We start from the raw sequence: 25,702 nt of genomic DNA, 5'->3' as shown, positions 1-25,702 counted from the left end.
CCCATGTTGGAGGGGCACCGGAAGGCGCTGGCCGAACTGAGTTTCCCACGGCCTCTTCAGCACTACATCAACGGGCAGTTCCGGGCTGAAGCGAAGAAGACGCTGCCGGCCATCGATCCATCCACCCTGGAAGAAATCGCGCGGATTCCACAGGCGACCGACGCAGAGATCGAGGAGGCGGTCCGGGCCTCGCGCCAGGCCCAGCAGGAGTGGCGGGCTGCGTCTCCCGGCCGCCGCAGGAAGACCATGGAGTCGCTCGTCCAAGCTCTCCGGAAGCGGGAAAACGTTTCACCCAGAATTGAAGCTCTCGACGTGGGAATGCCCACGGTCGTCTCAAAACAGTTTTCTTCGAAGGCGATGATCCGCCACATCGAGTACTACAGTGAGTGGGCGGACAAGGTGGATGGGCACGTGATTCCTTCAGCCGGGTCCGGCGAGGCCTTGAACATGGTGGTATACGAGCCGGTCGGCGTGGTGGTGGCGATTATTCCATGGAACACTCCGTTTCTCTTTCTTGGATCGAAGACCGGGCCGGCCTTGGCCGCGGGCTGCTCGGTGATTGTCAAGCCGTCGGAGATGGCGAGCCTTCCGGCCCAGATTTTCGCGGAGGCCATTCACGAAGCGGGGCTCCCGGCGGGTCTCGTACAGATTCTTTACGGAGATGGTGAAGTTGGGAAAAGACTGTGTATGCATCCGGACGTAAACAAGATTGCTTTTACCGGGGGGACATCCAAGGGCAGGGAGATCATGGCGCAGGCCAGCGGAACGCTGAAACGGGTCTCGCTGGAGCTTGGCGGGAAATCGCCACACATCCTGTTCGAGGATGCGGATGTATCCCGGGCCACGATGATGGCGACGTACGGAATGTTCTCGCTTACCGGGCAGGCGTGTGCCGCGGGATCGCGTCTCTTTGTCCACCGGTCGATTGCAGAAGGATTCATGCAGGGCCTTGTGACCTTCTCTCAAACCCTCCAGATGGGCGATCCGCTGGAGGGCGGCACGATGCTTGGACCGCTGATCTCCAAGCCCCATCTTGAGCGTGTCGACGCGTTCGTCCAGGAAGCCAAGGCGAGTGGAGCAAAAGTCCTGTGCGGTGGGAAGCGGGCGTCGATCGGGAACGGGAATTTCTACGAGCCGACGATCCTGACGGATGTGGATCCGGCCTCCAAGTGCGTGCGAGAAGAAATCTTCGGGCCCGTCATGTGCGTTTTCCAGTTTGAGTCCGAGGAAGAGGTTGTAGCCAGGGCGAACGACACGGTTTATGGCCTCGTCGCCGGGTTCTGGACCAAGGATGTGTCGCGAGCTCTCCGAGTTGCAGCGAAGCTTCAGGCGGGCACCGTGTGGGTCAATGCCTACGGCACGCTGCCCATTCAGGCCCCCTTCGGCGGATTCAAGCAAAGCGGATTTGGTCGGGACGGAGGGCGCGAAGGCATCATGGAGTACCTTCAGCCAAAGAACGTTTACATCCAGATATGAATTCCAGGTCATTGCGAGCCTTGCGAAGCAATCTCAGGGATTGCCGCGGCCCCGCCTTCAGGCGGGTTGCTTCGCAATGACAGACTCTTCGCCCCCAACCAAAGGTCGCCCGGGGCGGATCACGGCGGTCCGGGATCTCAGCGAACGTGCGCGGATGGTATCGGTGGAGGTTGATGAAGGCACTTTTGAGTTCGACGCCGGTCAGCACGTGAAGTTGGGACTTCGGTCCAGCGACAGCAGCTTGTCGGGCCCCTATTCGATCGCGAGTCCGCCACTCGGAGGAAGATCGTTTGACGTGCTGATGAATCTGGTCGCTCACCAGAAGAGCAGTTCGTATGAAGCATTCAAACCCGGCGTGGAAATCGCCATTGACGGACCCAAGGGTCGCTTTCTGTTTCGCCCCCCCTCCGGACGCCGGGCGGTGTTCATCGCCGGGGGGACCGGGGTCGCGCCGCTGAGATCGATGATTCTGGATGTGACGCGTAAAGGGATTGATCAACCGATCTTGCTCGTCTTGGCCGCACGTCGGGCCGACCATCTCTATTTCGTCAGCGACTGGGAGCGTCTCGAGTCGTCGGTGAAAAACTTCCGATACCTTCCGATCCTCTCGGAGCCTGATGGGAACTGGTCTGGGCTGTGGGGGCTGCCCACGGACCACTTGGCCGACATCACTGAGTGTGAGCCGGCGGACTACTACGTGTGCGGTCCCCCTGAGATGGTGAAGATTCTGCGGAGCCGGCTTGAAGCGAGTGGAGTCGATCCGGCGCGCCTCTTCACCGAAGGATAGCATTGATTGGCATGTCTGATCCCGCGTGCGTGGAGACAATAATAGTATACTGTCACCTGTTATAAGGGCTCAGCCTACGGGACAACGGGGAGGTAGAAGGTGCGTCCTGCATCCGTGCCGAGGGCGACGAGTTTGGCGCCGCCCACGTTTCGGAGGCCGGTTGTTGATGTCACGAGCCCCGGCGTGTTGTCACCGAGATCGAAGGGGTAGCCTTGCGCGGCCCCGACCTGTGTTCCCGGTTCGGTTGCATCGCAGTTCGGACCGGGGGTGCCGCACGATGGATCGTACAGCATCTCGACCGCGAAGACCTTGCCACTTTCGGAGACGACGTAGAGCGTTCCGTTATCCATGAGGGTTTCCCTCATTTTCCGGCCGGGGTCGAGCGAGACGGGGAAGGCGTCTGTGACGCCGTCGTTCTTCCGGCAGGCTCCTCCGGCGGCGGGACATCCTGTTCCGGTGGACTGGCACACACAGTAGAGTTTGCCGCCGTCGTCTACGAAGTAAACTTCATCCATGGTAGACGGCCAATTCGCTTTCACGCCGCGGGCGACCGCGGAGAGGCCTACCGGTGAGTAGGGGAATCCGGAGAGGTCTGCGTACGGATCGGTGGAGACGACGGGTGGGTCCGGGCAGGCGGATGTGGACTCTGTATTATTGATGATGTGCAGGGCGAGGGTGCCGGACGCAGTTCCGAAGAACAACTTGCCGAACGAGCCGGTCATCCAGCCTTCCACGGAACTCTCTCCTGCGAGGTTGCGCCAACACCCGGCGTTGTTGATGTCCACATCGATCCGGAGGATCTCCTTGTCCTTGCAGTTGCCGCCGATGTGCATGAACTTGCTTGACGGCCAGCTTCCCTTGATGGCCGGCGTGCCCTTTAGGGTGGTTGCGCTGGCAGGGAACGCCGGATCGTAGGCGCAGCCGGTGACCCTCACGATTCGGTCTGGCTTGCCGTCCCCCCCTTGGTCCGCGTCGTAGCTGGTGGGGTTGATTTCGTACGCCAAGGCGAACTGCTTGGTGTTGGGAGTGGTGGCGTTTGTGCAGTCGTTGTCCCGGGCGCCGAAGTAGACGAGCTTGTCGTCCACGACAGGCTCCGTGACGATTTCGCGTCCGTTCCCGCCCGCACATTCGTCCGCGATTTGGACGGGGAAACCGTTGACGGCGGAACCGGAGAAGACCCCGCCCGTGTTCTGGAACTTGAAGACCCAACCATTGGCGGTCGTCACGTACACATAGTTGTTCGCGCCTTCGTACGTCCAGTACGGCGCGCTGACGATGCTGCCGCATGCGGAGCCGCCGCAGTCCGCGTTGAGGAGGTCTTTGGTATCGAGTATCGTCGCGGTGGAATTGAGCAGGTAAATTCGAGGGACGCCCGCGTTGGCGCCGCCGACGTATGTTCCGACATAGGTCCCGCCTTGGTCCGTGGCGCTGGCGGGGAAGCCGGAGACGGGCCCGCCGATCGCGTTGTTGATGTGGGTGATGAACCAGTCGGCGCTGACGAGCCGGGTGGCCGCCGGCCCTGTGTTCCCGGCGACATCGGTGGTGCGAACTGAGATTCGACACTTGTCTTTTCCCCGATCCCGGCAATTGGAGGCTGAACCGACCGTGATGGACGGGGTGGCGGCATCGCATGATCGGGCGGCATAGGCTTGGGTGACCACCCAACCTCCGTTGTTGCTTTCGACCTGGTATTCGCAGGCGGATGGACCCGACTGGACGGCGCCCGCGTCTGCGTCATCCACGGTGCCTGTGAAGGACGTTCTGAACCAATCGGATGTGGAGGGAGCCGCATAGGTCGGCGCGTTCGGGTTGGTCTGGTCGATTCCAAACGGGCCGTAGGCCAGTTGGCCGCCTTTGAGGCCGCCGTTGTATGAAATCAGATGGAGGTACCACCCGGCGTTCTCGGTAACCGCCTGGGTTGCGGTCGTTCCCGTCTTGTCACACGCGCCCCCGGGGCAGAAGAGAGCGGTGTCCGACCACTTCGATCCAGCATTGACGGTGGCTTCGGATTCGGACGCGTTCGCGGACCAAACATACTTGTAGTAATGCAGGGCGCCTTTCGAGTAGGCGCAGTTGGAAGTGCACCCACGGTCGTTTCGCCATCTCAATGTGCCGTCATTCTGCCAAGTCGTGCAGTTGGCGGTGTCTGCATTATTCCGGCACTGCACGAGGGGGCGGGGTGGGAAGGTGGTGAGGTAGCCGGAGTCAAGCCTCCACGTGCCGCCATCGGAGGCTTGGAGGATCGTGGAGGATTGGAGCACGGCGGAGTGCAATCGATAGGAGCTGCCGTCGGATGCATGGTAGGGGCCCGACGCACTCATTACCGCGCCCGCTCCACCGGCCTTTTGAGACCATTCGAGTTGATCGGCGAGCGCGGGCTGATGAAACCGAAGGAGCATCCCGAGGATTCCAACTGAGCCGGCGAGCGTTCGGACCAGGGCGTGTGGGATGGCCATCATTGTCTCCGCGAGGTGTAGGTGTTCCACCAGGCGGCCCACTTCTTCTGATCCTGGCCGAAGTCCTGGCCGCGCGAAATACGGTTGAGCGCCTCTTCGACGTTGTAGCGAACCGATTCGTCCATGTCTCCAAGCGCATCGAGGAGCGCCGGAACGGCAACGTCCACGCCTTGGTACCCGATCATCCCGGCCGCGATGCGGCGCTCCTCCGCGGAGCCGGACTTCATGAGCTGTTTTAGGAACTCGACGGCCTGAGGATCGGGCTTCTTGCTGAGTCCGCTGATTATGCCCATGCGCGCCTTGAAGCCGATCGATGAGTCCTTGGCTTTTTCAATCATCGTCTCAGCCGGGACAAGCCCCTTCAAGTACAGATTCCCCAAGGTCTCCCCTGCGCGCGCGGCAACGGAAACACTGGAATCGCTGAGCGCGAGGGTGAGCATCTCAACGGCTTCGGGACCCGGTTCGGTTGCGATATCTTCAATAACCGACAGACGAACGCCAGGAACGGCGTCATTCAGAGCCTTCTTCGGCTCTATCTGAATCCTTGGCATTGAGGGTGCGGGGGTCTCGAGTTTCTCCTGAGCTGCGTCCACGGGAGGAACCGGAGCCTCCGTTTGAGCTGCCGGCCCTTCCGGAACAGGGAGCGCTTCCCCAAACGCGATGCTCGAAGGCGACACCACGGGAGAAATTCCCTCGGCCGCTTGGTGGTTTCCATCTTTGCAAGCCATGACAAGACACCCCAACCCAAGGCACCATCGGCCCGAGACGGCCGCTGCCAAAAACTTCCCGGCAGACACGGTATACCTACTCAAGATTGATACAGCATCGCGCGCAACGGTCGGTATCGTTGCAATCGCCGTCTTCACCGTCAATGTCCACCGTGTTTGTATCGCTATTGACGTACGCGCACTGGTTATCGTCCGACTGATCCGACATGTAGTCTTGAGCCCAGCCGCCGCCGATGGTCGTTGTTTGCTGCATGGCTTGCCGGATCTCACCATTGGTGCAGAGATGGGAGCCGTTCTGGCCGCGTGTCTTGCAGTAGTTCGCGGCTCCACTAAGGGATTTGCTGCAAGATTCCGAATCTTCCACACACAATGTATTTCCCCGATTGACCCAACCGGAGGGGCAGGCCGACCGCGTGAGGTAGCTGGTGATGTTGACGGACCCTTGGACGTTGAGGTAATCCCAGACTTTGACCTCGCGCCCCCAGCCCGAGTTGCCGGTGATGTTGTTTCCGACGATCATGAGGGCCTTGTAGCCGCTGTTGTCGGCGACGATGTGGCCGTACGTGGTCCCACCGTCATCCCAGTTGGCCGCGCCCAGTCGGAGGCCGCCTGCCCCGCCGGTGATGTCGGTGGTGTCGTCGATTCTTACGCGGCCCCCGTTGGGGGTGTCGTCGTTCTGAATATAATTGCGGGCCATCAGGGCGTTTTGAACGTAGACGGTGCCGCTGTTGAAGTAGGCGCCGCCGGGGGCGACGAAATACGAGGACGCCGAGATGTAGGGGTTGGCGGCGGAAAAGCGGAGGTTGCCTGAAGCGTCCGACACCCCCGTGATGGAGACGTAGCCCGGCGTGGTGATCGTGCTTGTGGTATCGAGCGGTCCACCGACGGTAACGCCGTCCGCATCATTGAGGCTCAGTTTGGCCGAGGCGGTGTCGTTCGCGATGCCGGACCGGGCGTACACCTGTCCGGTGGCGTACTGTGTGCCGCTCACCCAGAGCTGCCCCAAGGCCACATCGTGATACGCCGTTCCGGCTCCGTTGTACACGTAGATCCAATTGTTGGCCGCGCCGGCGTTGCACATTCGCCAGGTGTTTCCTTGAGTGCCGGCCGTACCGGTGGTGCCGCCGCCCCCCACGCAGTTGTTCGAGGCGATGTACCCCGTGGCCGTGATGGCTTGCGTTTCGCACACGGTGTCCGCGCTGCACGCGAGGGCGTCGGCGACGGTGCCGTCCGTCATGGCCACCTGTTTCCATGCCGTGGACGCACTGTTGTTGGTTTTTCGGAAATAGAGGTTTTGGTCGAAGAAGCTCCCGGAGAATTGCATGCCGTAGTTGTTGGCGGTGTTGCTGTGCCGCACGTCCAGCAGGTGCCACCAAGAGGCCGCCCCGGACGGCCAATCTGCCGCCGGGGCCGGCGCCGAGGTCTGGTAGAAACCGCTCTTGCCGCCCATCGCGCCTGCGTCGTCCCGCGTTTGGGTTCGCGTCTGCGAATCCCCCCATCCGACTTCGTTGGAGTAGACGGTAGCCCACCGGTTGGAGCTCCCGCCCAAGTCCCGGGTGTTGTCCGTATACGGGAACAGGTTTCCGTCCACGCCCACCTGCTTGTTGAAATAGAACTGCGTCCGGTCGGTCTGGAAGTGCGACCAGCTTGTGTTTTGAGGGCCGATGTCGACATAACCCGAGTCCGTCTGGATGCGAACCGAGTTGCCCGCGCCCTCCACGATCCTCGTATTGGCGTCCACGATTTGAACCGCGGTCGTTTCGCACGTGGCATCGGTGTTGCACGAATCGGAGTTGATCGCATTGGCGGCGTACGGGGCGGTGGTCAGTCGATCACAGGGGTTGAAAACAGGATTCGCGCCCACTTTGACTTGAAGGTAGTAATCTTGGTCGAAGGCTATCGACAACGCAGTCCCCTTGGCCTGCACTGAGTCGTAACCCAGAATCGTACTGAACAAGCCGTTGGTCACGGTCACTTGCGGCCAGTTGCCCGCCGCGCCATCGTGGGTCTCAGGCCCCCAGACGAGATTGCCGGCCGTATCCCCTGTGCAATCCGCGGAGGTGGAGTAGATCTTGAATCGGACAGTGTAAGGATTGTCCGTAATCGGCTGGCCGTTCGCGTCGGTGATGCGGCCTTGGTAGGAGAGGAGTTTGGTCGGGGCGGCGACGGCGAAACTCACTCGTAAAAAAACAAGAACTGCGACCAACGCACTTACCGCACCTACGGTGGAAGCGCTCGGCCTCCTGCCTCGCCGGGGCCCGTGGGTACCGCACCTTGCCTGGCGGGCAAGAATGTGATGTAGATCACAATTATGCATAGTCCTTCCCTGCGGCTTCAAATCGCAACGTCCGTGCCATCTCGGACTGGAGGAGTGGGTATCGCATCGATATCACTAATCAATCATAACATAGATTGGGAGATGGCTCTCAATGTGATTGGTTGCCGCGTTGAATAGTGACTGATGTCAGTATTTTCGTCCCCCGGCTTGTGGTGCTCTTGGGCGCTGCCAAAGTTGCTTTCTGCTGTCGCATCGCCGGGGGTTTCGGTATGATCGGCGGCACATTGATGAGGGTGGCGGGCAGATCAATTTGCAGAGTCGGGATCGTTTTTGCACTGTTCATTGCCGGCTGTCTTTCGAATTCTGTCCCGTCCGATTGGTCGGCGCCCGGAACGCAAATTACGGTTCGACCCCATTGCCCGCCGGACAAAAATACGGGTGTTCCCCGCGTTTGGGTGGGTGGAGTGCCCACCGTGGTTTCCAAATGGGACGCCGAGCAGGTGGTCTTCGTCGTGCCGGCGGATTTTGAACCCGGTCTCCCGCAGCCGGTGAGGCTCATCTGGGGGGCCTGCGAGCCTGGCATACTGACTGTCACGCCTGGTTTAGGTGGGACCGGTTCGGGCTCGTCGCAGGGTCCTCTGTACGTTCACGTTTCAGGCGCCGGACGAAGAGCGACAGCCCTGCGGAACGCGAAGGTGTACATCGACGGCCGGATGCTCGGCCGTACCGGACGCCGCGGGGTGCTCAAGGTTGCGGACGTGGCGCCCGGCCCTCATCGAATTACGGTTCAACGAGACGGATTTGAAAGTGTCACTTTTCTTGCGATCGAAGGGAGACGGGTCCATGCCGCCCTTCGTCCGGCCGGTGAGGAGGCGGCTCGGGAGGTTCCCAAGACGACGGTTCGTGTGATCGTGGATGGAGCGTGCGAGGGAGGAGAAGGGGCGGTCCGTTGGTCTTTCACCGATCCGGTGGACCGTTCACAGGACACCCGGGAAGTTCCGTTTTCGCTCAAAGGGGGTGACTCCAAACTGGGGGAGAAGCCTGAGATTCTGATCCAGAACGCTCCAGCTTTCGCAGGTGGAGCCGCCGCAATTCTCATGAAATGTTCCGAGCAAGAGATTCGCGGCGGAACCGCCATCCGCAATCGTTCGGAGGATTCCACCCTGACCGTCAGACTCGATCCGCTTCGATTCTTTTCCGCACCCGTCGAGGCCGGTGGAAAAGGTGTTGATGGAAAGGAGGACTCCCGATCCAACGACATTACCTTCTCCGTCTCGGTCCAATTGGCCCGCGAGGAGATCCCTGTGGCCGTTGGCCATGGGCCAAAGGCGAGATTGACCGTCCCGGTCCTTCCCTCGGTGACTTCGTACACTCTCATGGCCCACTATCAGGATGCGACTGGGGAAGTGGTTCTCCGCGCCCCGGGAGTCACCGCGGAGATCTTGGCGTCCGGGTCGTCCCTCCAACTGCCGCGGATCCCGGATGCAAGGAGAGCGGGGCCGGATGATCAAGAAAAGGGTGTCCTCCTGGCCTGGGACGTGGTTCCGGGCGCCGATCTCTATCTCATCACCGTGTCTCGCGCGGAGAAGCAGAAGCTGTTTCCTCATTGGACGCTCTGGGTTCCCGCGGGCTTGCCCACCGCCTCACAGGCGGGCGTGTGGATCCCCTTTGGGGAAGCTCCGATTTCGCCCGAACGGGCGGGAATTCGCATCACGGCCTACAGCTCGCTTGGATTTTCTCCACAGTTTTTCACTGAGGGTTCCTTGATGGACCGGATGACCATGGCGACACAAGCGCCGACCGTTGTTCTGGATCCCGGCCAGACTGTTGGATCGATTCCACCGGCGCCGGAAAAGGGGAAGGGCGGCGCGACACCGCCCGGCGGTTCGGCAGGACTGAGTGGGATTTGGGTGGCTTCCTGGGAAGGCGGCCCGCCTCTATCCACATGGATTCCGGCGCTGGGCATCCTCGACGAGGGAGGTCAGATGCGTGGATTGAATCTGGGTCCCGTATTTGGCGACATGCAGGTGACGAGGAAGGACAACTCGGTGGTTGTGTCGGGCGTTCGGAATTGGGGTGGCGGATCGAAGACTGCGTTCCGGATGACCGGGGAAGTGGTGGAATCTGAGGGTGGATCACGGCTCATGAGGGGTCAAGCTGCGTACGAGGAGCGCGCGGCGGATGGGAGCGTGAGTCGGCAGGGGACCTCGGGGGTGAATTTCAATCAGGTGGGCGCCGATCCCGCGAGCTACGTTGTGCAGCGGTGGAATTTCAAAGGGGCAGGATCCAAGTCTGAATGGGCGGCCCGGGTCATCTTCAAGCCGGACGGTGGATTCTTTGCCGGCGGCTGGGAGCCTTCCGGGGGGTGCGGCGCGCGGCCCTGCTCGGCGGTCATCCAATTGTGGGAGAGAGCGGAGAGCGACGGTTTGCGGATTCGGGTGCTGGACGATTCGGACCGGAACTGCGCCATGACGATGGACTTTTCCGGGAACATTCGAGCGGGGAAGCGGGGGATGACCGGGAAGTATTCGAAAGTATCATGCCATGGGGTGCAGAAAGGCGGTTTTTCCGCGGAGCTGAAATAGGGCAAGCTCCACGCCCCGGCTTTGCCGAGGTTGTAGATCAAATCAGGCTGGGAAAGTTCGAGGTGCGGGTTGTGGGGGAGCCGACGTTCCAATAGTAGCGGAATCCGTCGAGCAGGCCGATGCCGGAAAACCGTTTTTCATGGATCATGGCGGCCAGAAGCGCGGGCCGCGCGAGGAGTGGAGGAAAGTGGGGGGCGATTCGTTCCAGAAGAGGAATCCATCTATCGACCGTCGGTGGCCATGCGATTGGAGGTACGCCGAGAGTTCCGTAAGTGCCAGAGACTCGTTCAGGCCGGAATCCTGGAGAAACAGCACATTCATGGGTTGCGGCTAAGGGCGGATTTCAAGGTAGCATCGAACGCGGGGCCCCATCAAATTCGCTCATTGGATTCTCTCGAAGAATATGTCTACAATGCCGCCCACATATGAAAGCTTTGGTCACGGGTGCCTCGGGTTTCATGGGCACCCACATGGTGGAGATTCTCCGCGAGAACAAATTCGAAGTTCGGGCAACGGATCTTCCTTCCGCCTTGGAGAAAGACGATCGTGTTCGTGGTCGGTTCCCCAGCGTCATCCGAAAGGCGGGCGTGGAAGTGGTCGGAGCCGATCTCACTCGCAAGGACACGCTCAAGGGGCTCACCGGCGGAATCGACGTCGTGTTTCATATCGCCGCCATCTTCGACTACACGGCGCCCTATGAGGCCTTGCACCGGGTAAACGTAGAAGGCACTCGGAACCTCCTGGACACCCTCCTCGAAAACGGCAGCGTCAAGCGATTCATGAACTGGGGCGCGGGTGGGTCGTACGATTTGAAGAGTCTGAGTGGAAAACCGATCAAGGAGGACGATCCGAAAGTCCCCTCGAACAACTATCTCAAAACGAAATGGATGCAGGAGGAGCTTGTGCACTCCTATTACGAAAAGCACAAGCTGGCCTGTACGTCGATCCGACCCACCACCGTGTACGGCCCGCGCGCGGTGTACGGCGGGGGGATGTTCCTGATGCAGCCGGCCAAGATGAAGCGCGTTCAGATCCCGCGAAATTTCACCTTCCGAATTCCATTTATTCATGTCCGGGATGTCTGCCGCTCGGCCTTTTTTCTGTCTCAAAGGCCGGAAGCGGTCAACCAAGCCTACAACACGACGGACCCGAACCCGATGCCCACGCTCGAGTATTTCCGGCACGTAGCCGAAGTGATGGGACACAAATTCAGCGCCCTACCCCCCATCCCCGTGGGGGTCGTGAAGACACTCGGCATCTTGGCGGCGAACATTACGGGTTTCTTCGCCAAGCATGTGACTCACACACGGCCTCCCATCGAGCGGGATCCCCTGGAATACCTTGGGCTGGACGTGGTGTACGACATCCGGAAATTACAGGCCCTCGGTTTTCAATTCGAGTATCCCGATGCGCACCAAGGCATTCGCGATACGCTCCTGTGGTACAAGGAGCAAGGCTGGATTTGAGCCGGAAACGGCTGGGGTCCGCCAGAGCAGCCAAGAAACCCCGGTCCACCACACCCACGGTTCCAGATGCTCTGCCCGGACTTCAGCCCGGGGCTTTCAGCGGAATTCGAATCCTCGATCTGAGTCAGTTCCTATCCGGTCCGCGCGCGACCCAACTCCTTGCCGATCTGGGCGCCGAGGTCATCAAGATCGAACCGCCCCAGGGGGAAGCCCTGCGCCTGATGTCGATGATGATCCCTGGCGTGGAGAAGACGCTCTCCATCGTTCATCGCAATAAAAAGGGCCTCACGCTCAATTTGAAGAATGAAAAGGGGAAGGATCTTTTCAAGAAGTTGATCCGCAAATCGGATGCCCTGGTGGAGAATTTCACACCCGGCACGATGGACAAGCTGGAGCTGGGATACGGGGTGCTCTCGAAGCTTCAGCCGAAATTGATCTACCTCGCCATTTCAGGGTTCGGCCGATCCGGTCCTTTGCAGAGCTATCCGGCGTTCGACCTCATTGCCCAGGCTTCCGGTGGGATCATGGCGGCGTTGGAGCAGCCGGGTGTGCCTCCGAAAGTGATGTTCGGTGATCTTGTCGCCGGGGCGTATGGGGCGCTCGGTCTGGCATCGGCCCTCTTTGCGCGGGAGCGGACGGGCGTGGGGCAACTGGTCGATCTCTCCATGCAGGATGTGATGTACATCCACAACTACCGCGCGCTCACGCGACGGACGATGGAAGACATGCGTGAGGCGGTCGATTCGTTCCTCGGGAAGACCACGGTGGACCAGCTGCTTTCCGATGAAAATCGCAGGATGGTTTTTTGGAATTCCTACAAGACGCAGGACGGCCATCTGGCGATGGTGGCCTTTACGGAAGAGCAGTGGCGCGGCGTCGTGCGGGCCTTGGGGGATCCGGAGCTCGGGGGCCCCGATTTTGAAAATATCGTCCAGCGCATTCGAAACTGGAAACGGGGCGTCGGCCTGGCGGCCAAATGGTTCGAAAGCCGGACGACCCGCGATGCGGTAGAGGCCCTTCGGAAGGAGGGGGTGCCGTGTACTCCGGTCATGGATTTCGACGAAGTGAACCAGGACGTGCAGCTTCAGAGTCGGGATATGCTCCAAGAGGTGTCTCATTCCCGTCTCGGGACGATCCGCATTCCGGGGAATCCCCTCAAGCTGGAGAAGACGCCGCCGTCCGTGGGCCGTGCTCACCCGGATCTGGGCCAGGATACCGGTTCGATTCTGTCCTCCCTCCTTGGCCTTTCCGAGGACGAGATCGCCTCGCTTCGAAGCGAAGGCGTGATTTAGAACTCGCCCGAGAGTGAATAAGCGCTTGCACGTTATTGTGCGCGGCCGGGTTCAGGGGGTCAATTTCCGATGGGCCACGTTGCGTGAGGCGCAGGCCCAGAATCTCACCGGATGGGTGAAGAACAAGGAGGACGGCAGCGTGGAGATCCTGGCCGAAGGGGCGGAGGAGGCGCTCGCCTTGTTTCGAGATTGGTGCCGGAAGGGGCCGCCGGCGGCAAGAGTCGCGTCTTGCGAAATCCGGGAGGAACCATACGCCGGCATCTTCCCGTCGTTCGAGATCCGGTACGACGAGCGAATGTAGGAATGTGATCATGGGGTCATGGAGGAATGGAAACATGTGATCATGGAATCATGGATTCATGTGGGAAGAGCGATGACTACATGACGACATGAACACATGATGACGTGACGCGATGACTCCATAAATACATCTCCACATGGTTACATTCCGCCGAGGGGCTGATCTCCAGCGTTTTCTTGAGGGGCTCGATCCTTTCCGGATCAGGCTCGGGCTGGGTCCTACCCGCCGAGCCTTGGAAAGGCTTGGAAACCCTCATTCCCGGCTGAAGGTGTTCCATGTAGCCGGTACGAATGGAAAAGGGTCAACCTGTGCGCTGCTCTCTTCCATTCTCCGCGCGGCAGGCTATCGAGTGGGGCTCTACACCTCGCCCCATTTCCTGGACGTCCGGGAGCGCATCCGCGTGGACGGCGCCATGATTCGCGGGAGCGTGTTTGCCCAAATGGGGGAGCGCGTGAGGAACGCGCTTCGAAGGCCCTCTCCGTTTGAGCTGACGCATTTTGAATTTCTCACCGTCGCGGCCTTCCTCTATTTCGATTCGGAGGAAGTGGACTTTGCCGTGATTGAGACGGGAATGGGCGGGCGTTTGGATGCCACCAACGTGGTCCAACCCTGCGTCTCCGTTCTGACTCCGATCGGACTGGACCACACCGAATGGCTTGGCCGTTCGCTGGAGGCCGTGGCCGCCGAGAAGGCGATGATCATCAAGCCAGGGGCTCCCGCCGTGGCAGCGGAACCGCGCGTGCCGTTCCGTCGGCGGTCGGCGGCGTGTAGCGTTCCGCTCATGGTCCCGCGGGAGGGACGGGAGTGGCGATACGAAGGGGGTTCATCTCTGACTTTTCGTGGCAGGCGACTGCGAAGCGTTTTCTCCGGCCGATCCTTCGCGGGAAACGTGGTGCTGGCCGTGTCGGCATTGGAAGCGGCCGATCTGCATCTTCCCTGGGAGACGATCCAGCGAGGTCTCTCCCGGTGCTGCTGGCCCGGCAGAGGCCAGTGGGTGCGGAGGCGCGGTAGACCCTGGCTCCTGGATGTGGCCCATAATCCACACGCCGTGCGGGCGCTCCGGGAGGTCTTTCAATCCCGATACCCTCAAAAGGCGCCGGTGGTGGTGCTCTCTCTGCTTCGCACCAAGGATGCGGCAGGTGTTCTGGCCGCTCTGCGGCCGTGGGCGGGCTCGCTGGTACTCACCAGGGCGACCGACGCCGAACGCGCGCATGAGCCGAACACGTTGCGTGCCTTGGCCTCCGATCTGGGTATTCCGGCGGTTGTCGAACCGGATTCCACCCGTGCCTTTGATCGAAGTGGGCTGATCGCACCGGCGAAAGATCCGGTCATTGTGACCGGCTCGCACACGCTCGTGGCGCGGGCCTATCGCCATTTTCGAATACCCGTTCCCATCTTTGTTTGACCCCCTGAGGGTCGTATGCTACATTCCCGCGCCGCCCATGAGAATCCAAACCATGAGTCATTCGAGTTATCCCCGGGTTGGGGATTCCGTGCGCCTTCAAGGCCTTCGACGGACCCACGAGCAGTGGGAGAGGGGGATCAAGACGGTCGAGGACCTTCGAGCCTCCCAGGACTTGGCGGTATTGGAAGCCATCATGGAGCAGGACAAGACGGGACTGGACTTGGCCACGGATGGTCTCATTCGTTGGACAGATCCCATTTCGCACCTATTGAGAGATAGGGACGGCATTGAGGTCAACGGCCTCCTCCGGTACTTTGATACCAACTTCTACATCCGACAGCCGATCCTGAATTCGCGAACCATCAGCGGCGCGTCGCGTCTCAAAGAGGAATACGTGTATGCTCGCTCCCTCACGCACACCCCCGTGAAGCCCGTGGTGATGGGTCCGTTGACGTTGGCTCATCATTCCATCTGGAAGTCCCCCACGTTTGAGAACATCGAAGACGCGGCCGAGATTCTTGCGAAACCCGTAGCCGCGGAGGTCCGCGCCCTGGCGGATGCCGGGGCCGAGTGGATCCAGGTGGAAGAGCCGTCCCTGGCAAAAAAGGACGTGGACATCCGCCGGTACAAAGCCCTGTTCAAACCGATCGTCTCCGCGAAGGGAAAAGCCAAAATCATTTTCGCCGTGTATTTCGGAAACTGCGCTTCTCTCTGGGGGGCGCTCCAGGAGCTCGATGTGGATGTGCTCTGTGTGGATTTTTGCTACAGCCCGAGGCTGGTTCAGGAAATCAAGAGCACGGGGTGCCCGAAAGGCCTGGCCGCGGGGCTCCTGGATGGGCGAAACACCCGACTGGAAAATCCGCGGAAGATCGCCGACCTGTTGAGTGAGATCGCGGCGAAGGTGCGCTCCGGTCCGCTGTTCCTGACCACGTCCTGTGGACTTGAGTTCCTGCCGCGGGACCGGGCCGAGCAGAAGCTGAACCTGATGAACGAGGTTCGAACCCTGCTGAAGGGGACCGACTGATGCCTCCCGAAAAGCTCAAGAAGCTGGGGATTGAGCTGCCCCTCCTGCCCACGACCTCCGTCGGAAGTTTCCCCCGCCCCGAGGAACTCAAGAAAATCAAATCGAAGGCGCTCAAAGGCGAGGTTGACTCCAAGCAGGTGGAGGAAAAGGAGCAGCAGGCCACCGCCGACTGGATCAAGAAGCAAGAGGAGATAGGGATCGACGTACTGGTGGATGGTGAGCAGTACCGCGGGGACATGGTGGCCTACTTCGCCGAGCACCTGCGTGGCATGGAGAAGGGCGGACTCGTGCGGTCCTACGGGAACCGCTACTACCACAAGCCGGTGATTACGGGCGAGGTCCGCTGGGAGAAACCGATTACCGTGGGCTGGTGGAAATTCGCCCAGGGCCTCACGGCCAAGCCGGTGAAGGGGATGCTCACCGGGCCCTACACCCTGACCGATTGGTCCTTCGATGAATATTATCCAAGCCGCCGCGACGCCGCCATGGCGTTTGCGCGCGAGATCCGGAAAGAAGTCGAGGAGCTCATCCGGGGGGGGGCGAAGATCATCCAGATCGACGAGCCGGCGCTCTCCGCGCGCCCCGAGGAGCTCCCGATGGCCATTGAAGCCATGCACGTGGTGACGGACGGCCTACCGGCCTATTTTATCACCCACGTCTGCTACGGAGCATTCGAATTCATCTACCCTGGGCTCCTCAACGTGCCGGTGGACAACTTCGATCTGGAGATGACGAACAGCGGGTTCGACCTGATCGGCATGTTCCGGCGGAATCCATTCTCGAAGGATCTCTCGTTCGGCGTGGTGGAATCCCATTCGCACCGGATCGATCCGGAGGAGGCTGTCTTTAGCCGGATCAAGGCCGCCGTGGAGTCGGTACCGGCCGCGCAAGTCTGGTGCGACCCCGATTGCGGACTCAAGACCCGCACCACGGAGGAAGCGATCGGAAAACTGCAAGTCCTGGTCGCGGCCGCGAAGCGCGCCCGCCGGGAACTGAACCTCACTCCCAGAAAAGAGGGAGGACGTCAATAAACGCGAATGCGCTTCTCCTTGAGGGTCTGGACGGCGGTGTTGATCTTGTCCACCCGGAGGATCAGGGTGTCCCGCTTCCCGTCCGGGGCGACGGCGACGTAGGCATAATCGATGTTCACGCCGGCCTCCGCGAAAATCTTGGCGATCTTCGAAAGCGCTCCGGGCTTGTTAGGCACTTCCACTTCGACCACCTCCTTGATTCCGACCGGAAAGCGGTCCTTCAAGGCATCGTGGGCGGCGTCCAGATCGTCCACCACAAGCCGGAGAAGCGAAATATGTTCGGTCTCGGCGACGCACATGCCGCGGATGTTGATACCTTCGGCCGCGCAGATGTCCGCCACCTCGGCGAGCTGGCCCGGCACGTTCTTGAGGATGAGACTGATTTCCTTCATCGCCCCCTTCGCCTGGCTTCAGGGAAGATGATGGGAGGTCTGATGGAGTTTTTTCATCGGGCGCGCAACATTGACTTTTGCATGGTAGATGAAGGGTCGAGCGAAATCAATCGGATCGCCGGCGATGGATTCCGGCAAGCGAGGTAAATGTGAAAGTACGCGTAGATCGAGCTTTATGCATCGGGGCCGCCAATTGCGTCGGCATTGCGCCGGCCGTCTTCAAAATGGACAAGGAAAACAAGGCCATCGTACTGGACCCCAAGGGAGCCGATGACGATACCGTTCTCAATGCGGCCGAGGCCTGTCCCACTCAGGCCATTGTGCTCGAAGACGATACGGGGAACCAAATCTACCCGTAGACACCGAACTCCACAGGCTCAACTTTCCGTCCCGGGCGAAAGACGCCCACGCTACCCGTCGAGGTGACCCGACGGCCGCCGGATTTCTAGTTCATCCGCTCCAGAATGGTGGCGATGCCCTGCCCGAACCCGATGCACATGGTGGACAGCCCATACCGCGCGTTTCGCCGCTCCATCTCGTGAAGGAGGGTGGTCAGGAGCCGGGCGCCGCTGCAACCCAGCGGATGTCCGAGCGCGACCGCGCCGCCGTTTACGTTGACCTTCTTCATGTCCGGCTGAAGCTCCTTTTCCCAGGCGAGCACAACGGAGGCGAAGGCTTCGTTGATCTCCACCAAGTCGATGTCTTTCATGGCCAGGCCGGCCTTCTTGAGCGCTTTTTGCGTGGCCGGAATCGGGCCGGTCAGCATGACCACCGGATCGACGCCCGCGAGCGTCATCGAAATGAAACGGGCGCGGGGCTTCAGACCGAGCTCCTTGGCTTTTCGCTTCGACATGATGAGGAGGGCCGCAGCGCCGTCGCTGATCTGGCTCGAGTTGGCCGCCGTGACCACTCCCTCGGGCAGGAACGACGGCTTGAGCGACCCCATCTTTTCGAGTGACGCGTCCTTTCGGAATCCTTCGTCCATGCTCACCGTCTGCTTCTGGTCCGTCGGCTGGCCGTTGGGGTCCATGAGAGGCGCCTCGACGGGGAGAATCTCACGCTTGTAGTAGCCGTTCTCCGTGGCCTGCGCGGCCTTCACGTGGCTCTGGTAGGAAAACTCGTCGATCGCCTTGCGATTCAACTTCCAGCGTTGCGCGATGTATTCGGCCGAAATGCCCTGTGGAACGAGCTTGTGATCGAACCGCTCGGAAAGCCGCGAACTGATCGGGATACCATAGTCCGCCACCATCCCGTCCGATCCCATCGGAATGCGGGACATGCTCTCGACGCCGGCGGCCATCATGCACTCGTGCACTCCCGACATCACGGCCATCGCGGCGAAATTCGCCGCTTGCTGGCTGGAACCGCACTGCCGGTTCACGCTTGTACCCGTCACCTCCAGAGGGAAGCCGGCGATGAGGGCCGCATTCCGGGCGATATTAAATCCCTGTTCCCCGATCTGGGTCACGCACCCCATGATGACGTCCTCAATTAACGCCGGATCCACCCCGGATCGGCGGACCGTTTCCTTCATGACATCGGCCACGAGATTGTCGGGGCGGACCCCCCAGAGTTTGCCCTTCTTCTTGCCGATAGGCGTTCGTACAGCTTCAACGATGACCGCTTCTTCCATAGTTTGACCTCCGAGACGGATCGTATCGGCACCAACGCAGTGTGTCAAACTATCTGGGGTATCGAGTTCCAGGTGGGTGACGGCACGGGCGCCCATTGGTCATGGATGGCTTGGGGTGTTGACAAAAAAGCGGCAAGTTGGTACATCTGGCATAGAGACATCACAAGTGAGAAGAGGAGATCCCACAATGCGGGAAGAGTTCAAGCAGTCGTGCGGAGCTAACCTCTTGCTACAAGGAGGAAATCCATGAGCGTAAGTCAGCAGGTCATTGCGGATGTACTAGGGCTTGATCGTACCACGGTCAACAAGGTCCTGAATGGGCACCCGTCCATGATCACCAGCAAGAGTACGGTCGAGAACGTCATCCGCGTAGCCCGCGAAATGGGCTACGATTTTGGGCGTCTGAGGAAGAAATACAAGCGAAAGTTCGAACGGAAACTCGTTCGGGCCAAGGCGGAGATGGAGGTGCTCTTGACCGAGAACGGCCAGGCGTACGATCGCGGCTGGTGCACGATCAACAATCTGACTCCGGACGGCGCCTTGATCTCGAACGTATGGGCGGTGAAGGGAGGCTTTCCTCTCCAGCCGTTCACGCTGAAACTGAAGATCATGGAAACCGATCTCAAAGGGGTGGAGGGTCGATTCGAAATCATCCGGTTCCGCTCGAACGGCGCCATCTCCATCGGTCTGCGGGCGGTCGAAATCAGCGATGAAGACCAGAAGCGGATCAAGGAGCACCTGAAGATTTGAGGTCGGATCGTTTTTCGAAGGGAGGTCACATGAAAGGGCTGAAACTCGCGGGGTCGGTTGGTTTGGGCCTGGCTCTTCTGGCAGGCGGTGTGTCTGCGTCTTGGGCCGAGGCTTGGCCGTCTCTGGGAAAATCGCCCACGAGGGATTCCCTTTCATCGCAGCCTCTCGGTGATTCGCTCTCGGAAGAGTGGAAAGCGGCCCTCAAGGCCACACCGCTGTCTTCGATTTCGTCCGACGGCACTCGAGCGTATGTCGGAACGGACAAAGGACTGGTCGTGGCCGTCGAGCTGGCCACGGGGAAACCGACATGGGCCTTCCAAGCCGGGGACCGGGTTCATTCGACTCCAGCGGTGGCCGACGGGAAGGTCTTCTTCGGCTCGTACGATCGACACTTGTATGCCCTGGAGGCCACGAGTGGAAAACTTCTGTGGAAGACGGCCTCCGGCGGGAACGAAATGAGCTCACCCGTCGTCGCAAACGGCGTGGTGTACATGGGATCGGGATTCCCGAACCAGAAAGTCCTCGCCGTGAGCCTGTCCGGCAAGATCCTGTGGCAGTACGACTTGGGTCAGATGAGCTACAGCTCACCGGCCTTGAGCGGGTCGACGCTCATCATCGCGGCGAACAACGGGTTCCTCACAGGGCTGGATGCGGCCGATGGCCGTTTCCTTTGGAAGAAGCAGACGAAGGGGAGCGTCATGATGGCCTCCCCCTCGGCGAGTTCGCTGGGCACGGTTCTCTTTGCCCCCGGCGGTGAAGATCCCAACGTGTATGCCGTTTCCGTCGAAGGCAAAGGCCTCTGGACGAAACCGCTCGTCGCCCTGGCCAAAGCGGCGCCGACCCGCACGGTGACGATCGACTCTATTCCGGCTTGCGACGATCCCATGGAGAACCAGCGATCGGGCGGTGACTGCGAAAGGGAGAAAGCGAAACGGGCGAAGTCCGGCGCCCCTGCGCGCGCCCCCGCACGGGCCGAAGGGCCCACATCGATTCTGGTGTCCAACCTGGCCATTTCCGGCGACTGGGCATACGCCCTGGTGACGGCTGGGTTGCAGAAACTTTACGCCCTCGATCTGTCCGACGGCTCCGTTCGATGGAGCGTGGATGCCGGGATCCCCAGCACGCCCGCATTTATTTCGAGTCCCGTGGTGGCGGGTGGCCGAGTGTACGTCGGCACCGGGAACGGCGAAGTGGTGGTCGTGAATGCCAACAGCGGAGCGACCGTGCAGAAACTCTCGCTCGACGGCCCGATCAACTCCGCCCCCGCGGTAGCGTCGGGGCGCCTTCTGGTGGCAACGGAAGCCGGCAGCCTATACTCGCTGAAATAGATCTTCCGTAGCCCTCAGCATCACTCCGACCTGCGGGTTCGGGCCTCGGCCGTCTCGGCCACCGGCGCTTGCAGACTCCTCACAGAGGCGCTATGCAGGGGGGCAGAAAGGAATCCACGCGATGGGTACGAACGGTCTCCGCGCAAGAACCCCCTTGGTGATGTACACGGAAATCCCCGGCGCCAAGCTCGAACGTCGGGGCAAAGTGAGGGACATGTACGATGCGGGGAGCCATGTTCTGATGGTGGCCAGCGACCGCATTTCGGCCTTCGACGTGGTTCTCCCGACGGGAATTCCGGACAAGGGATTCGTCCTCACGCAGATCAGTCGGTTCTGGTTCGGGCAGAGCCGCGAACTCATCTCCAATCACCTGGTCTCCACGGAGGTCAAGGATTTCCCGCCCCCGTTTCAATCGCGGTCCGAATCCCTTTCGGGCCGGAGCATGCTGGTGCGCCGGGCGGCGCCGCTCCCCGTGGAATGCGTCGTTCGCGGCTATCTGGCCGGATCCGGTTGGGGAGAGTACACGAAACGGGGGGCCGTCTGCGGCGTGCCGTTGCCGAAAGGCCTGGCGGAGTCGCAGAAACTGGAGAAGCCCATTTTCACGCCGTCCACCAAGGCGGAGAAGGGGCACGACATCAACATCACGTTTGACGAGGCGGTGAAAATCCTGGGCGACCGCAAACTGGCGGAACGGCTGCGGGACGTCAGCATCGAGATCTACACCCACGCCTGTGAGGTTGCGGAGAAGGGCGGAGTGATCATCGCGGATACGAAATTCGAATTCGGCCTCCTCGATGGAAAGGTCATTCTGATCGACGAAGTGATCACGCCGGATTCGTCGAGGTTCTGGCCGAAGTCCGAATATGAACCGGGACGGAGCCAGCGGAGTTTCGACAAGCAGTTCGTGAGGGATTACCTGCTCTCGCTCAAGTGGGACAAGACGCCCCCGGGACCTCCTCTTCCTCCGGAGATCGTGACGAGGACGAGAGAGAAATATCTCGAAGCCTATCGCCTGTTGACCGGCGACTCTCTCTGATCCGCCGACATCCTGCGTCCGAAGACGCGGGCTAAAGCCCGCGCCTACCAGCCTACGTCCTCTCCAATCCCCGGTAGCCGCAGGCTTCATGCCTGCGCTCGAAGACGCAGCCGTGAGCGCTACTCGTCGACCGCCTTCTTCCGCATCCGGTTCAGCAATTCCTTGAATGAATCTTCCGCAATGATCTGGTTGAACTGACCGCGGAATCCCTCGATCATGCCGGCTTCATCGATGACGAGGTCGTAGATCTTCCAGCCGTTGCCGTTTCGATAAAGCCTGTAGACCACCTCCACGTCCACCTGCTCGTTCGAGGGCCGGACATGCGCCTTGACCTCCGCATTGGTACCGTTGACCGTGGGAGTGCCGTACCGGATATTGTCCAGCTTGAAGAGATCAACCTTCCGGTCGGTCACGGAAGCGCGCTCCACGAGGGTCCTGAAGAGCTTCAGAAATTCGCGGCGATCCGCCTCCGGTTGTTTGCTCCAATGCTTCTCGACCGCCAGGCGCCCCATCCGTTCCGTGTCCAGAATCGAGCGGATTCGGGCCTTCAGCAGTTCTTTGTCTTCCGGCGTTCCACGATAGGAAGGTGCATGGACGACCTCCTTGATCTGCTGTTCCCAGTAGCGGATGGTGCCAAGGGGGTCGTCGTCTGCCGTCGCCGTCTGCCCGACCACGAGCGGTATGGCCATCCCAATTGCTGCAAGCAGTTTACGGCTGATCGAATAGAAGGTTCGTTTGTGCAACATAATCGAGACGGGCAAGAGAAGTATAGTACAGGTAGGCTGCCTGGGTGAAGTCCTTCTTCGCATTGAGGTACGCCTGGAAAGCATCGAGCACATCCCGGATCTTGATGAGGCCCAACGTGTAGTTGTTGATCGCGGTGCTCAGCCAGCCCCGGGCGATGCGTACCGCCCGGATGTTGTTCTCCCGTTTTTGCGAGGCTTCCTGGTACTGATAGTAGGCGCGGGTGATATCCGCCTCGGCGAGATCGCGCAAGGTTAGTAAGATGGCTTGGGACTTGGCGCGATCGTGACGCGCCTGGCGGACACGGTCTCGGATCAGCAAGAGATTCAGGGATTGGTTTATTCCCATGGACGCCACGAATCGGCGCACATTGGCCGGATCGCTCAGGTAAGGGTTTCCGATGTCGAATCGATTCGGCGCATATCCGAGCGTGAACCGGCCCGCCAGAAAAAGCTGCGGGAAGAACTCGCTCCGGGCGTTGGTGACCTGGGCCTCTTTCACGCTGAGACCCGACTCGGCCATTTTGAGGTCGGGTCGTCGCGCCGGCGCATCCTTCCATAGATCCTCCAGAGCCGGTAGAGACGGTTCGATGGAGGGAAACTCGTGAGCCACGTCCACCTCCGCTCCGACCGCAATCCGAAGCCCCGCCTTCGCCTGTTCGATGCCGAGGGAGGCCTCGGCCCTCCGGTTTTGCAGCTCGACCTCGAATAGTTTCAGCCGCTGCGTGTCTTCCTGCGAGATCTCGCCTTTTTCCACGAGATGCTGGACCCGGTCCTGGATCTTCCGAAGTTCGGACTCCGTTTCATCCACGATCGCGGAGCCTTGATGGGCGGCAATGAGTGCGAAATAGATCTGGGATACACGCCAGATGATTTCGCGGGACCGAAAGCGTGTCTCGTATTCCGCGGCGGCGACGCCTCCGCGGGCCATGGCCTCCAGGCTTCGGAGCTTGCCGAAGGTGAATAAAGGCTGCGTGGCGGTGATCTCGACGTAGTGTCCGGGACCGATTTCGAACTTTTCAAGTTGGCCGGACTCCGAGGATAGAGCGCGGAGTTCCTCCTCGATCGGCTCGAGCGCCGATAAATTCTCCGGGAGGTCCAATGTTCCCGGATGCATGTCCGGTACGGGGGTCAGTGTATAGCGGACATCGAAGCGAGGAACGAATTTGGCGTGCCGTGCCTCATCGAGCTGGGACCGGCGGAATCCCAATAGTTCCTGACCCTCGGCCAGGACGGGGCTTCGGGTCAGGGCACGCTGAATCACTTCTTTGTAGTCGAGGAGGGTCGGCGTCTCCTGTGCGAAGACCGGGGATGAGCACGGGATGCAGAGAGCGGCGAGCAGGAGGAGCGCTCTCGTGGTCATGCGGGGCGGAGGGTCGAAAAGGACATCGCGGGATTATCGCCGCCCGGAGGGATTTCGCAAGCGAAGCGGAGGGCCTTCCGAGTATAATTGGCCGGTGCTGAGGTCCACACTCTCCGTCAGCGTAGCGACGTTGATCAGTCGCCTGCTCGGCCTCGTTCGCGATGCGGTCATCGCCGCCTTCTTCCCCGTGGGCGCAACCGATGCCTTTTTTGTCGCGTTCCGGTTGCCGAACATGTTCCGGGCGGTCCTCGCGGAGGGCGCGACGCAGGCAGCCACCATCCCGGTCCTCAAGGAACTCCAATTGCAGTCGCGGGAGACCGTCGGGCGCTTTCTGGGCGCCCTGGTCACGTTGGCGGTCCCCTGCGTTGCGGGGTTCACCCTGCTCGGCGTGGCATTCGCACCGCAACTCGTGGATGCCCTCGCCTTCGGTTTCCGGGCCGATCCGGAGAAGCACGCGCTCGCGGTGCATCTGACTCGCTATCTGTTCCCTTTCATTCTGCTGATCACGTTCGTTTCCCTCGTGATGGGGGTGCTGAATACGTACAACCGATTTTTCGTTTCCGCCGTCACGCCGGCCGTGCTCAACGTGGGAATGATCTTGGGAGCTCTTCTGCTTTCCCGGTACACGGCCCTGCCGGTGGACGGTTTGGCCTGGGGTGTTCTCATAGGAGGGGTGGCCCAACTGGTGATGGTTCTAACGGAAGCGAGGGCGATTCGCGTGCCGTTTCAGGCCGCCTGGCAACCGGGCCATCCCGGCGTTCGCCGAGTCGGCACCCTGATGGCGTCCGCGGTGATCGGGAGCACGGTCTACCAACTCCAGGTACTGGTGAACACGCAACTGGGATCGACGCTCGGTACCGGAGCTGTTTCCGCCCTTTACTATGCCGATCGTCTGGTGCAATTCCCCCTGGCCCTGATTGCCATTTCGATGGCTACGGCGTCCCTCCCCATGCTCGCCGAACTGGCGGCCAGAAAGGATCATGCGGGGCTGGGGGAGCTGCTGGATCGGAGCCTCCTGGCCTCTCTCTTCCTGATGATTCCTGCGGCCGTCGGCCTAATCGTGCTGCGGGAGGAGATCGTTCAACTGGTCTACCAGCGGCGGCAGTTCGGCCCGGACATGGCGGCCGGCACGGCGGGAGCGCTCGGCGTGTATGCACTGGGTCTCTGGGCATTCGCATCGACCCGGATCTCATCGCAGGTCTTCTACGCCGTGCAGAAACCCCGGATACCGGTTGCGGCCGCGGCGGCCTCGCTCCTGGTCACCGCTGCCGTCGGCTGGTCGGCGAAGAGCCGGTGGGGGGTGCAGGGCGTGGCCTTCGGCACGGTGGCCGGCTCCGTCGTCAACCTGGCCATTCTTTCACTCGCGAGACGCCGGCTTGTGGGCGCCCCGCGGTCGAGAGCGGTGTTTTGGAGTGAGCTGGTGAAGGTGGCAATTGCTTCAATTGCGATGGTGACCGTCTTGGTGGGAGCCGAGCCGAGATTGGAACCTGTGCTGGGTCTGGCGCCAAGGGTGCTTGCCCTGATTTTCCTCGGGGCCGCCACGTTCGGGCTGGTCGTGTGGTTCGCGGGGAGCCGGACGGCGCGGTCGTTTGCCGAACGGATCAGGCGCGCGTAGGGATGGGCACGAA

21 protein-coding genes are annotated in these 25,702 nt (G+C 60.9%); 14 read left to right on the top strand and 7 right to left on the bottom strand.

Annotated elements, in window-relative coordinates; translation table 11 throughout:
- The first annotated feature begins 3 nt into the window (after positions 1 to 3).
- The gene (locus HYT87_08480; GenBank protein MBI2059791.1) at positions 4 to 1,476 is read left to right on the top strand and encodes an aldehyde dehydrogenase; all 1,473 of its coding nucleotides are present in this window, start codon (positions 4 to 6) and stop codon (positions 1,474 to 1,476) included.
- A gap of 154 nt (positions 1,477 to 1,630) precedes the next feature.
- On the top strand, positions 1,631 to 2,263 hold the full coding sequence (locus tag HYT87_08475; protein MBI2059790.1) for an FAD-dependent oxidoreductase: 633 nt from the start codon (positions 1,631 to 1,633) through the stop codon (positions 2,261 to 2,263).
- 74 nt (positions 2,264 to 2,337) lie between these two features.
- Here HYT87_08475 and HYT87_08470 read toward each other — a convergent pair whose 3' ends face one another.
- The 3 genes from HYT87_08470 to HYT87_08460 all read right to left on the bottom strand — a co-directional run bounded on the left by HYT87_08470 (position 2,338) and on the right by HYT87_08460 (position 7,626).
- Positions 2,338 to 4,719 carry a hypothetical protein gene (locus tag HYT87_08470; protein MBI2059789.1) on the bottom strand — a complete coding sequence of 794 codons (2,382 nt, stop codon included), beginning with the start codon at positions 4,717 to 4,719 and terminating at the stop codon, positions 2,338 to 2,340.
- Positions 4,719 to 5,447, bottom strand: coding sequence for a HEAT repeat domain-containing protein (locus tag HYT87_08465; GenBank protein ID MBI2059788.1), 729 nt, complete (start codon positions 5,445 to 5,447; stop codon positions 4,719 to 4,721). The genes HYT87_08470 and HYT87_08465 overlap by 1 nt, the downstream gene beginning before the upstream one ends.
- Before the next feature lie 76 nt (positions 5,448 to 5,523).
- On the bottom strand, positions 5,524 to 7,626 hold the full coding sequence (locus HYT87_08460) for a hypothetical protein (GenBank protein ID MBI2059787.1): 2,103 nt from the start codon (positions 7,624 to 7,626) through the stop codon (positions 5,524 to 5,526).
- Between the two features lie 563 nt (positions 7,627 to 8,189).
- Between HYT87_08460 and HYT87_08455 the strand changes: the two genes are divergently transcribed.
- The 7 genes from HYT87_08455 to HYT87_08425 all read left to right on the top strand — a co-directional run bounded on the left by HYT87_08455 (position 8,190) and on the right by HYT87_08425 (position 16,829).
- Complete coding sequence (locus HYT87_08455) at positions 8,190 to 10,310, top strand: PEGA domain-containing protein (GenBank protein ID MBI2059786.1); 2,121 nt, start codon at positions 8,190 to 8,192, stop codon at positions 10,308 to 10,310.
- Positions 10,311 to 10,735: 425 nt separating this feature from the next.
- Positions 10,736 to 11,776: an NAD(P)-dependent oxidoreductase gene (locus HYT87_08450; protein MBI2059785.1), complete on the top strand. Its 1,041-nt coding sequence runs from the start codon at positions 10,736 to 10,738 to the stop codon at positions 11,774 to 11,776.
- The gene (locus tag HYT87_08445; protein MBI2059784.1) at positions 11,773 to 13,068 is read left to right on the top strand and encodes a CoA transferase; all 1,296 of its coding nucleotides are present in this window, start codon (positions 11,773 to 11,775) and stop codon (positions 13,066 to 13,068) included. The genes HYT87_08450 and HYT87_08445 overlap by 4 nt, the downstream gene beginning before the upstream one ends.
- A 13-nt stretch (positions 13,069 to 13,081) precedes the next feature.
- On the top strand, positions 13,082 to 13,369 hold the full coding sequence (locus tag HYT87_08440) for an acylphosphatase (protein MBI2059783.1): 288 nt from the start codon (positions 13,082 to 13,084) through the stop codon (positions 13,367 to 13,369).
- Between the two features lie 136 nt (positions 13,370 to 13,505).
- Entirely contained in the window at positions 13,506 to 14,774 is a 1,269-nt protein-coding gene (locus HYT87_08435; GenBank protein MBI2059782.1) for a bifunctional folylpolyglutamate synthase/dihydrofolate synthase, read from the top strand.
- A 52-nt stretch (positions 14,775 to 14,826) separates the two neighbouring features.
- Positions 14,827 to 15,798, top strand: coding sequence for a hypothetical protein (locus HYT87_08430; protein ID MBI2059781.1), 972 nt, complete (start codon positions 14,827 to 14,829; stop codon positions 15,796 to 15,798).
- Complete coding sequence (locus tag HYT87_08425; protein ID MBI2059780.1) at positions 15,798 to 16,829, top strand: methionine synthase; 1,032 nt, start codon at positions 15,798 to 15,800, stop codon at positions 16,827 to 16,829. The genes HYT87_08430 and HYT87_08425 overlap by 1 nt, the downstream gene beginning before the upstream one ends.
- Here the strand turns inward: HYT87_08425 and HYT87_08420 are convergent.
- Complete coding sequence (locus HYT87_08420; protein MBI2059779.1) at positions 16,823 to 17,221, bottom strand: ACT domain-containing protein; 399 nt, start codon at positions 17,219 to 17,221, stop codon at positions 16,823 to 16,825. The two genes, HYT87_08425 and HYT87_08420, sit on opposite strands and share 7 nt — an antisense overlap.
- A 149-nt stretch (positions 17,222 to 17,370) precedes the next feature.
- Here HYT87_08420 and HYT87_08415 point away from each other — a divergent pair, with 149 nt between their 5' ends.
- Entirely contained in the window at positions 17,371 to 17,580 is a 210-nt protein-coding gene (locus tag HYT87_08415; protein MBI2059778.1) for a ferredoxin, read from the top strand.
- Between the two features lie 86 nt (positions 17,581 to 17,666).
- Here HYT87_08415 and HYT87_08410 read toward each other — a convergent pair whose 3' ends face one another.
- Positions 17,667 to 18,854 (bottom strand): thiolase family protein, encoded by a 1,188-nt coding sequence (locus HYT87_08410; protein MBI2059777.1) that lies wholly within the window; start codon positions 18,852 to 18,854, stop codon positions 17,667 to 17,669.
- 246 nt (positions 18,855 to 19,100) lie between these two features.
- Here HYT87_08410 and HYT87_08405 point away from each other — a divergent pair, with 246 nt between their 5' ends.
- The 3 genes from HYT87_08405 (at position 19,101) to HYT87_08395 (ending at position 21,968) form a co-directional block, all read left to right on the top strand.
- On the top strand, positions 19,101 to 19,604 hold the full coding sequence (locus tag HYT87_08405) for a helix-turn-helix domain-containing protein (GenBank protein MBI2059776.1): 504 nt from the start codon (positions 19,101 to 19,103) through the stop codon (positions 19,602 to 19,604).
- Positions 19,605 to 19,633: 29 nt separating this feature from the next.
- Positions 19,634 to 20,932 carry a PQQ-binding-like beta-propeller repeat protein gene (locus HYT87_08400; protein ID MBI2059775.1) on the top strand — a complete coding sequence of 433 codons (1,299 nt, stop codon included), beginning with the start codon at positions 19,634 to 19,636 and terminating at the stop codon, positions 20,930 to 20,932.
- Between the two features lie 121 nt (positions 20,933 to 21,053).
- Entirely contained in the window at positions 21,054 to 21,968 is a 915-nt protein-coding gene (locus tag HYT87_08395) for a phosphoribosylaminoimidazolesuccinocarboxamide synthase (GenBank protein ID MBI2059774.1), read from the top strand.
- A 119-nt stretch (positions 21,969 to 22,087) separates the two neighbouring features.
- Here HYT87_08395 and HYT87_08390 read toward each other — a convergent pair whose 3' ends face one another.
- Positions 22,088 to 22,657, bottom strand: coding sequence for an ABC transporter substrate-binding protein (locus HYT87_08390; GenBank protein ID MBI2059773.1), 570 nt, complete (start codon positions 22,655 to 22,657; stop codon positions 22,088 to 22,090).
- Positions 22,658 to 22,676: 19 nt separating this feature from the next.
- Positions 22,677 to 24,074 (bottom strand): TolC family protein, encoded by a 1,398-nt coding sequence (locus tag HYT87_08385; GenBank protein ID MBI2059772.1) that lies wholly within the window; start codon positions 24,072 to 24,074, stop codon positions 22,677 to 22,679.
- 94 nt (positions 24,075 to 24,168) lie between these two features.
- Here HYT87_08385 and murJ point away from each other — a divergent pair, with 94 nt between their 5' ends.
- On the top strand, positions 24,169 to 25,689 hold the full coding sequence (gene murJ / locus HYT87_08380) for a murein biosynthesis integral membrane protein MurJ (GenBank protein MBI2059771.1): 1,521 nt from the start codon (positions 24,169 to 24,171) through the stop codon (positions 25,687 to 25,689).
- Positions 25,690 to 25,702 lie beyond the last annotated feature (13 nt).

This window comes from Nitrospirota bacterium (assembly GCA_016180645.1).
Taxonomy (GTDB): domain Bacteria; phylum JACPQY01; class JACPQY01; order JACPQY01; family JACPQY01; genus JACPAV01.
Note: the sequence above shows the minus strand (reverse complement) of the source record. Positions and strands in the feature narration are given on the sequence as shown.

Excerpts from the sequence above, each read along its gene's own strand:
- HYT87_08480 (MBI2059791.1), top strand. The coding sequence starts at position 4 with ATGTTGGAGGGGCACCGGAAGGCGCTGGCCGAACTGAGTTTCCCACGG.
- HYT87_08475 (MBI2059790.1), top strand. The coding sequence starts at position 1,631 with ATGGTATCGGTGGAGGTTGATGAAGGCACTTTTGAGTTCGACGCCGGT.
- HYT87_08470 (MBI2059789.1), bottom strand. The coding sequence starts at position 4,719 with ATGGCCATCCCACACGCCCTGGTCCGAACGCTCGCCGGCTCAGTTGGA.
- HYT87_08465 (MBI2059788.1), bottom strand. The coding sequence starts at position 5,447 with ATGGCTTGCAAAGATGGAAACCACCAAGCGGCCGAGGGAATTTCTCCC.
- HYT87_08450 (MBI2059785.1), top strand. The coding sequence starts at position 10,736 with ATGAAAGCTTTGGTCACGGGTGCCTCGGGTTTCATGGGCACCCACATG.
- HYT87_08435 (MBI2059782.1), top strand. The coding sequence starts at position 13,506 with ATGGTTACATTCCGCCGAGGGGCTGATCTCCAGCGTTTTCTTGAGGGG.
- HYT87_08430 (MBI2059781.1), top strand. The coding sequence starts at position 14,827 with ATGAGTCATTCGAGTTATCCCCGGGTTGGGGATTCCGTGCGCCTTCAA.
- HYT87_08425 (MBI2059780.1), top strand. The coding sequence starts at position 15,798 with ATGCCTCCCGAAAAGCTCAAGAAGCTGGGGATTGAGCTGCCCCTCCTG.
- HYT87_08420 (MBI2059779.1), bottom strand. The coding sequence starts at position 17,221 with ATGAAGGAAATCAGTCTCATCCTCAAGAACGTGCCGGGCCAGCTCGCC.
- HYT87_08410 (MBI2059777.1), bottom strand. The coding sequence starts at position 18,854 with ATGGAAGAAGCGGTCATCGTTGAAGCTGTACGAACGCCTATCGGCAAG.
- HYT87_08405 (MBI2059776.1), top strand. The coding sequence starts at position 19,101 with ATGAGCGTAAGTCAGCAGGTCATTGCGGATGTACTAGGGCTTGATCGT.
- HYT87_08400 (MBI2059775.1), top strand. The coding sequence starts at position 19,634 with ATGAAAGGGCTGAAACTCGCGGGGTCGGTTGGTTTGGGCCTGGCTCTT.
- HYT87_08395 (MBI2059774.1), top strand. The coding sequence starts at position 21,054 with ATGGGTACGAACGGTCTCCGCGCAAGAACCCCCTTGGTGATGTACACG.
- HYT87_08390 (MBI2059773.1), bottom strand. The coding sequence starts at position 22,657 with ATGGCCATACCGCTCGTGGTCGGGCAGACGGCGACGGCAGACGACGAC.
- HYT87_08385 (MBI2059772.1), bottom strand. The coding sequence starts at position 24,074 with ATGACCACGAGAGCGCTCCTCCTGCTCGCCGCTCTCTGCATCCCGTGC.